The organism is Mycolicibacterium pyrenivorans, from assembly GCF_025821625.1.
GTDB lineage: Bacteria > Actinomycetota > Actinomycetes > Mycobacteriales > Mycobacteriaceae > Mycobacterium > Mycobacterium pyrenivorans.
Map to the genome: position 1 here is coordinate 1 of NZ_JACKSH010000128.1, position 6,766 is coordinate 6,766.

At 64.3% G+C, this 6,766-nt stretch carries 6 protein-coding genes and 2 pseudogenes; 2 read left to right on the forward strand and 6 right to left on the reverse strand.

The window, feature by feature from the left end:
* A pseudogene (locus tag H7I57_RS16135) lies at window positions 1-281 on the reverse strand (transposase); the annotation flags it as partial.
* An 81-nt stretch (window positions 282-362) separates the two neighbouring features.
* Between H7I57_RS16135 and H7I57_RS16140 the strand changes: the two are divergent.
* On the forward strand, window positions 363-635 hold the full coding sequence (locus H7I57_RS16140; RefSeq protein ID WP_264024628.1) for a hypothetical protein: 273 nt from the start codon (window positions 363-365) through the stop codon (window positions 633-635).
* A 137-nt stretch (window positions 636-772) separates the two neighbouring features.
* Here H7I57_RS16140 and H7I57_RS16145 read toward each other — a convergent pair whose 3' ends face one another.
* Window positions 773-1,132 (reverse strand): ClpX C4-type zinc finger protein, encoded by a 360-nt coding sequence (locus H7I57_RS16145; RefSeq protein ID WP_264024629.1) that lies wholly within the window; start codon window positions 1,130-1,132, stop codon window positions 773-775.
* Between the two features lie 440 nt (window positions 1,133-1,572).
* Window positions 1,573-2,058 carry a hypothetical protein gene (locus H7I57_RS16150; RefSeq protein WP_264024630.1) on the reverse strand — a complete coding sequence of 162 codons (486 nt, stop codon included), beginning with the start codon at window positions 2,056-2,058 and terminating at the stop codon, window positions 1,573-1,575.
* Between the two features lie 150 nt (window positions 2,059-2,208).
* Here H7I57_RS16150 and H7I57_RS16155 point away from each other — a divergent pair, with 150 nt between their 5' ends.
* Window positions 2,209-3,792 (forward strand): RNA-binding domain-containing protein, encoded by a 1,584-nt coding sequence (locus tag H7I57_RS16155; RefSeq protein WP_264024632.1) that lies wholly within the window; start codon window positions 2,209-2,211, stop codon window positions 3,790-3,792.
* Between the two features lie 65 nt (window positions 3,793-3,857).
* Here the strand turns inward: H7I57_RS16155 and H7I57_RS16160 are convergent, their stop codons facing one another.
* The 3 genes and pseudogenes from H7I57_RS16160 to H7I57_RS16170 form a co-directional block, all read right to left on the reverse strand.
* Window positions 3,858-4,439 (reverse strand): hypothetical protein, encoded by a 582-nt coding sequence (locus H7I57_RS16160; protein WP_264024633.1) that lies wholly within the window; start codon window positions 4,437-4,439, stop codon window positions 3,858-3,860.
* A 10-nt stretch (window positions 4,440-4,449) separates the two neighbouring features.
* Window positions 4,450-6,444 carry a tyrosine-type recombinase/integrase gene (locus H7I57_RS16165; protein ID WP_264024634.1) on the reverse strand — a complete coding sequence of 665 codons (1,995 nt, stop codon included), beginning with the start codon at window positions 6,442-6,444 and terminating at the stop codon, window positions 4,450-4,452.
* A 49-nt stretch (window positions 6,445-6,493) separates the two neighbouring features.
* Window positions 6,494-6,667, reverse strand: a pseudogene (locus H7I57_RS16170) (ATP-binding protein); the annotation flags it as partial.
* Window positions 6,668-6,766 lie beyond the last annotated feature (99 nt).

The following is a 6,766-nucleotide window of genomic DNA, read 5'->3' on the forward strand; positions in this document are numbered from 1 at the left end:
CTCCAGATCTGGCGCCAGATCTGCTTGGGGAACGCGGTGAACGCCAGCAGATCCGGCCGCGCCGCTTCGAGGTGATCGGCGACATTGGGCAGCTTGTCGGTCAGCGCATCGATGATCCGATCATATTGAGCGGCAACCGATTCAGCGTCGGGCTGATCGAACACCGAGTGCAGCAGGGTGCGCACCCACGGCCACGACGTCTTCGGGGTGACCGACATCAGGTTGGTCGTGTAGTGGGTTCTGCAGCGCTGCCACGCCGCCCCGGGCAGGGTGGCACCGATAGTCACGAAGCCGACCTACATGAGGCCTTGGGCTTGGCCCGGCCTGATCGCGTCCACTGGTACGAGCCGTTTCTTCCGGTGATGATGCTGCTACTCGGACAGCGACTGCAGGGCATTGCCTCGGTCGTTGTCCGCGACGAAGGCGACGACGAATGGCACTGCGGTGCCGGCGACACCACCGTCACGTTGCACGCCGATGGCTATGAGCTGCTGCGCGCCATGTTCAGTCGCCGATCACGACGCCAGATCCGGGCGTGGAATTGGTCGCCGGCACCTAGCATGCAGATCGTCGACGCCTTCGGGTTCTTCGGTCCACGCGATGACGACCAGCCCATCCCGCGATTAGCACCGTAACTACGACCATTCCCCGGCGGAGGACTACGACAGTCACAATGCAGCGCTGGTTCGGTAATCAACAACTGCGAAGTGTCTCTTTGCTAAAGAACGAGGCCGATCAGATCCAGTTTCACCTCGGCGGGCCCAAGCATGAGCTACTCGCGAGTGAAGCGCTCCCACGCCGACTGCCGTGTGATGCCGAGCGCCACTGCGATCCGTGACCACGCCACCCCACGTTGCCGGAGCTCGTCCACGCGAGCTCGTAGGTCCGCCTCGACATTGGCTGTCGTAGCTGCAACGCGCGGGATTTCGTCGAGCAACTCGTCTTCCGAATAGTCCTTGCGATCACGCAGCGGAGGTGAGTCTCGATCACGCCGATCCTCAATGATTGCAGCACATTTGGCCACGCAATCGCTGCAGATGTACACGCCATGGCCGCTAATCAGCTTCTTGACCTGGCGTGACTCACGCCCACAGAACGAGCAGAACATAATCGCCGACACCGCTTTGCCCACGACTCACAACACCCCCTTCGAAGCGTCAGGGTCGCCCTGACGTCCTCAATGTCAGGGTAACCCTGACACCAGAGTGTTTCAAGCGCTCTATTCGGGTGCAGTGAGACAGCCGATCGGTGGCTAGTCTTGCGGTCCATCGTCCCAGGTGGGGCGCATCGGGAGCGTCTCGTTTCCTGTCTCGTTGCGAGTGTCTCGAAAAACTTCTAGCGGCAAACAACGAGACGGTAGGCGGCGGCCTCGGCGTCGGTGAACACCCGCAGCGCGCCGGGGCGCCCCGGATTCCGCACCAGTATCGTGAAGTCCGACACCGTCACGTGGTCGTTCGTCGGCGCGGTTTCTGGACGACGTGCTGGGCGGGGGTGTCGCCGGGTCTGCTCATCTGCCCAGTGTGGACTCAGTGCCCGACAGTGACCGGTTTCGCCGCGCGGGAGATGTGTCTATTAGTTCCGCATGTTGGCGAAGGGACGCCGCCCGTAGTAGGCGTGAAACTGTGCGATCAAGGCTGTTTCGGTGGCGGCTGCAGCGGTGTCGTCGGTGACGCGCCAGCCGACGCGCAGCTGGGCGTGGTCGCTGAGTTGCCAGATGCGCCGCCCGCCGCTGTGGCCCACGGGTTGTCCGGCGCCCGAGCGGCGGAACTCATCGAGCCGCTTGCGCAGACCACGGCGACCGGTGCGCCCGGCGTTGGCTTTCCCGATGTAGACGATGCGGGTTCCCGGCACCCACAGCGCCTGCAGCTCGTGCACCGGCACGGTCGGGTCTTTGCCTTTGAAGTGACCGGCCGGGGAGGTGTCCAGGAATGTGGGCGGGTCGTCGGTGGGTCGCACGACCACATACACACCGGGGGAGGTCGGCACGTCGGCGGTGGGCAGCGCTGCGAACGGCACCCAGCCCGTGAAGCCACGTAGGTCGATCGGCTCGGTGGTCATGGGTCCATAATGACGCGCCACCTGGCGGGGCTCTGTAGCCGCCTCGGTGGCCAGGCGCCGTCACCCAACACTTCGCCGCCAGCGCACCGTCGGGGCGCACAGGGCCTTCCTGTATGGGCGCTGTCGCGGCGCGCCCATAGGCTGGCCATTATGGCTCTGGACTTCGATACGTCGGCTCCACTGCGGTCACCGCAGAGGGTGACCGCTCTGGTGGAGGCGATTCGTCGCGCTCCTGCAGGAAGCCAGGAAACACATTGGGTGGAGTGGAAGAGCGCGCTGGATTTCGGATCCAAGGCTGATCGGTTCGCCGCGGCGCGCGCCATCATCGCTTTCGCCAATCGCGATCCGGTCAGCGCGGCCCGGGACTGCGGCGGGGAAGCCTATCTTGTGGTCGGCGTCGCGCCGGGCAAGCTCGTCGGCGTCGCCGAGGTCCTTGATGCTGCCGCGCTGCACGACAAGCTGCGTCCCTATGTGGATGGCCCGCACTGGTCGGTGGATTATGTCGAGGTCGAGGGCCGTGACGTCGCGGTGTTCACTGTCACCGCGCCGCGCCCCGGTGACCGAATCCACTCGCTGGTCACCACCTATGAGAACAACCGGTCGGGCACGGTGTTTCACCGCGGCGTGGCCAGCTCGCCCCCGGCCACGCACCGTGAGCTGATCATGCTGCAGGACAGGCTGCTCCAAGATCCGCCGCGCCCGCTCGGCGAGCAGTTCCGCGACGCGGTGGAGCAGGGCAACCCTCTGGTGGTCGACCGGCTGATGCGCGCCACGGTCCAGCAGCTGCAGGCAGCCCGTGCTGACCCGCAGCTGTTCCCGGGCACGTTCGACAGCCGTCAGCGGGTGGAGCAGCTGCGCCAGTATCTGGCGATGGCGCAGCGCTACCAGGAGCTCACCGCCCCGCTGCTGGATCAGCTCATTATTGGCTGCGCGTGGCCCAACGCCGGTCACGAGCGCATCTGGGCGGGCACGATGGCCGCGCTGGCCCAACCGGCACCGCTGAGCGACACGGTGGCAGGGCAGATGCGGGTCGGCGGCACCCAAGCCTTGATCGTGGAAGGCCGTGACGAGCGTCTTGAGGCGTTGGCGCTGCTGCCGGCCACGCTGGCGCTCTACGCGGGGTCTATCTCTGCGGTGCAGGGACGAAACTTCGGTGCCCTGCGGGCGCTGACCACCGATGCCGCGGTGCCGCGGTCGCTCACGAACCCCAATCTGCGGGTGACGGTGATCGAGAGGGCGGGCCCGTGGGAGGCGCTGTCGCGCGAGGACAGCTTGGCGTTGACGCTGCGGGCGGCCCAAGTCGCCAGCGACGACGCGGAATTGGAGCGCCTGCTGAGCGAAATCGCCGAGCGCCGGCGGCGTAAGCCGCCGTTTGTCTGCTCGTCGTACCTGTTCGAGGTGCTGCGGCCGCACTTCGCCGACCTCTACGGTCTGACGCGCTACGGCGAGCTGTTTGACGAGACCGAGATCATGTTCTCCCTCGTGGTGGCCGACCAGATGGCCCAGGACCGCGTGTTCGCAGAGCCGTGGCTGGGGCTGTTCGTCACCGACGCCAGCCGCACCGCCCGCCTGGAGGACAGTCGCTACGGCGCGGTGCTGGCTGAGGTGAACGCCGCCGGCGAGGACTGGCCCCCGCTGCAGGCCGGCATGTTCGGGGGGTCAATGCATCGCCTGGCCGCTGCCGTGCAGCGGGTCACCGCATACTCCGAACAGATGCGCCACCGCGTTTTCTGACCGGGTCAGGGCTTTGGCGCCGGCGTGGTGGTGACGGCAGCTGTTGTTGTCGGATTCTGGACGCGTCACATTATGCGGCTGTCGTTTGCGAACAGCTCGGTGACGTTGCGCTCGCGTTCTCGTCTCAAGTTGGCCCTGGCTGCGTCCAGAGATCTTCGCAGGGTTGTGATTTCGTTGTGGGCGCGGTGGAGATTGTGGGTGTGGGTGTTTACCAGGTCTCGGAGCCGGGCGTTCTCTTCGGCGAGGTGGTTTCCGTTGGGGTCGAAGAGTTGTCCGGTCAGGTCGGTGATCCGGGCTTCTCGCTGTTTAATCTCCGCGCGTAGGGATTTCGCAAGGGCTTCAGCGTCGAGCGCACGTTCTCGCCACGAAGCAGACGCCTGTTCAACTCTCTGATCGGCGCGTGTTGTCGTTGTGGTCTGGGAGGCGTCGCGAGCTGCGAGAACGGCCTCGGTCAGGTGTCGGCGGCGTTTGTCGTAGATGAATGTTTTGCCCACTCCGGCGAGTGCACAGACATCTTCGACGGTGAAAGGGACACCGGTCTTGATGAGTTTGGTGAGTGCTATGCGCGCGCGTCGTTCGCATTCGGCACTCGTGGTGGCGCGGCGTTCGATCATTTCGACGGGGCGGCGGCGTGTTTTGTTCTCCATCTGATTCTCCCTAGACTTGCGGTGGCAGGGTCGTCATGTCGCCGTCGACGGGTTGGATCAACTGGGACACCGGGAATCCGGCAGAAAACAACGGGTCGAAGTAGTCATGTACTGGTGCGCGCAGGTCGAGTTTCTCGGCTTCCTCGAGCAGGCCGAGTTCGTCGAGTGCTTCACGTAGTCCGGTGAGGACGGGTTCCCATGGATGCCAGCGGCTCAGGATGTAGTCACGCGTCTCGTCGCTGGGCGCTCGTTCGGCGAAGTGGTAGTCGCGGTCGCGTTTGCGTTCCCAATAGGCCAGGTCCGCTCCGGTGAGCACGAAATGCTCGCATGGTCCGTCAGGGCCGTCAGTGCAGTTCTTCTGCCAGGGACATTGCGTGCCGCCGACGACAGGGCCGTACCGGCATAGACCATGTTCAACCGGTACGATGGTCAAGTCGATGCGGGCGGACGCGGCGGCAGAGTCATCGGCGTTGATCTCGTTGGGGCGCAGCAGGACGGTGCCGGGTTTGTCCATGCCCGGCCCGGCAGTCCACACCTGCTGGAGGTGCCGCTTGACGGTCGTGTCGTTGTACCGTGCGTAGTGGGCCAGGGCTTCTTCAGAGAGGTGCCCGAGCACTTGGCGTACCAAAGCCGGTGGTGCGCCATTGTCCAGCAGGGACATCGCTAGGGTGGATCTGGTCTGATGCGTCGTAATCCACTTCAGGCCAAGGCTTTCAAACCACTGAGTCCACGGATTGCGGAATCCAGTTTGCGACACCTCAAAGGTAAGGTCGGGATTCGATATGGCCGCGGGAAACAGCGGCTTGTCGCGATCCCACGAGGCTTCGAGTTGGGCGCGTCCACGTCCATCAAGCGCGGCGAGTTCCTCAGAATAGCGCGCGCGAAGCTTCGCGCGGGTGAGTTGCTGGCGCCGCAATAACCGTTCATAGACAGGTCGGTAGCACGGCATACCCCAGTCCACGACGTTGACCTTGCTGATGTCTCGCCAGATATAGGGTTGGGCGCGGCCAACGAGCCCGACGCAGCCCAGCCGAAGCTTCAGTGTCTCACTGATCCGCCCACCCTGAAACGCCTGGGTCAACCAAATGTCGGCGATCCCGACATCGTTGCTGTCAAGGGCTTCAAGAGCGGCAATGCTCTCGGCGCTGATCAGCAACTGAAAGTCGTCCTGGCTCAGCGGCCGTGGCCGCGGCCGATTCACGGGCTGTGGGTATTTCGGCAGGCCAAGTATGAAGGAGTCGAAACCCGGTGGTGTTCGATGCTTTTCGTGGCTGCGTCGTAGAACCGTTCGCATGCTGACCGTGTAGGTGTGACGGGTGAGATCGGTAAGGGTGCTCGTTCCTCTGCCTTTGTGCTTCATCAGCCGAGGAATGGGGATTTGTTCCCGGTACCACAGATCCCAGGTGTCCTTAAATGCTTTGGCATCGGCCCTGCCCAGCCGAGTTGGGTCATCACCATGGTCGTTGCGGTTCTGCCACAGGATCTGCGAGAGCAATGCGATTCCGGCGATGCGGTTGCGAACCGTTCCGGCACTGGGACGTTTCCCGGCGGGCTTGAGGGCCTCGTCCCTCAGGAACTCCCACAGTGCGTCCCGCAGCCAGCCTTGCGAGACGCCGGTCAGGTCCCAGACTTTACGACGGTTCTCCCCGGTGGTTGTTCCTGTAAACGACGAACTGCCGACGAGGATCGGGTCGAACCATCCTCCAGCCTTGGCGATGCCCTCGGTAACAATGAGGCTGCGTGCTGCGGCCGGGAGGTCCAACCAGATCCGGCGTCCCGGCTTGCCGACGTGCTTCTCGGCGAGGTCGTCGATCCGGGAGTCACCTAGCGATGTCACGCCACTTGCGGCGAGGGTGTCGATGACCTTCTGCAGCGCGGCGGGGCGCCATACGGTGCGTCGAGGGCTACTTGAGTGCCGGTGAAGGGCGTAGCGGATCTCGTTCCGCAAGCCGCAGGGCAGTCCCGCCAGTGAGAGCAGCCCGCGACTGCTGGTGACGGCGCTCATCGAAAATCCCCGGCTGTGCTCGCCGAAATTCCTCACCTGTGAGCAGCGGTCAGTGTAGTTGTTGGCGGGTTCCGGTGGTGGTCCGGCGGAGGGTTTCCGCGGCGGCGTGGTGATCGCGTAGCCGGTAGGACTCGCCGTCGAGGTTGATGACGACCGAGCGGTGCAGCAGGCGGTCGAGCATGGCGGCGGCCACGGTGGTGTCGCCGAGGATCTCACCCCAGGAAACTGGAGCTGGCACATGTTCGTTGTGGCTGATTTCTCCTGCTAGCTGGGCTTTCGGCTGTTCTGCGTGTCTTAGCGATCGTCAAGGCGTGATCGCGAT

Coding starts and splice junctions, on each gene's coding strand:
- H7I57_RS16155 (WP_264024632.1), top strand. CDS start 2,209: ATGGCTCTGGACTTCGATACGTCGGCTCCACTGCGGTCACCGCAGAGG.
- H7I57_RS16140 (WP_264024628.1), top strand. CDS start 363: ATGATGCTGCTACTCGGACAGCGACTGCAGGGCATTGCCTCGGTCGTT.
- H7I57_RS16150 (WP_264024630.1), bottom strand. CDS start 2,058: ATGACCACCGAGCCGATCGACCTACGTGGCTTCACGGGCTGGGTGCCG.
- H7I57_RS16165 (WP_264024634.1), bottom strand. CDS start 6,444: ATGAGCGCCGTCACCAGCAGTCGCGGGCTGCTCTCACTGGCGGGACTG.
- H7I57_RS16160 (WP_264024633.1), bottom strand. CDS start 4,439: ATGGAGAACAAAACACGCCGCCGCCCCGTCGAAATGATCGAACGCCGC.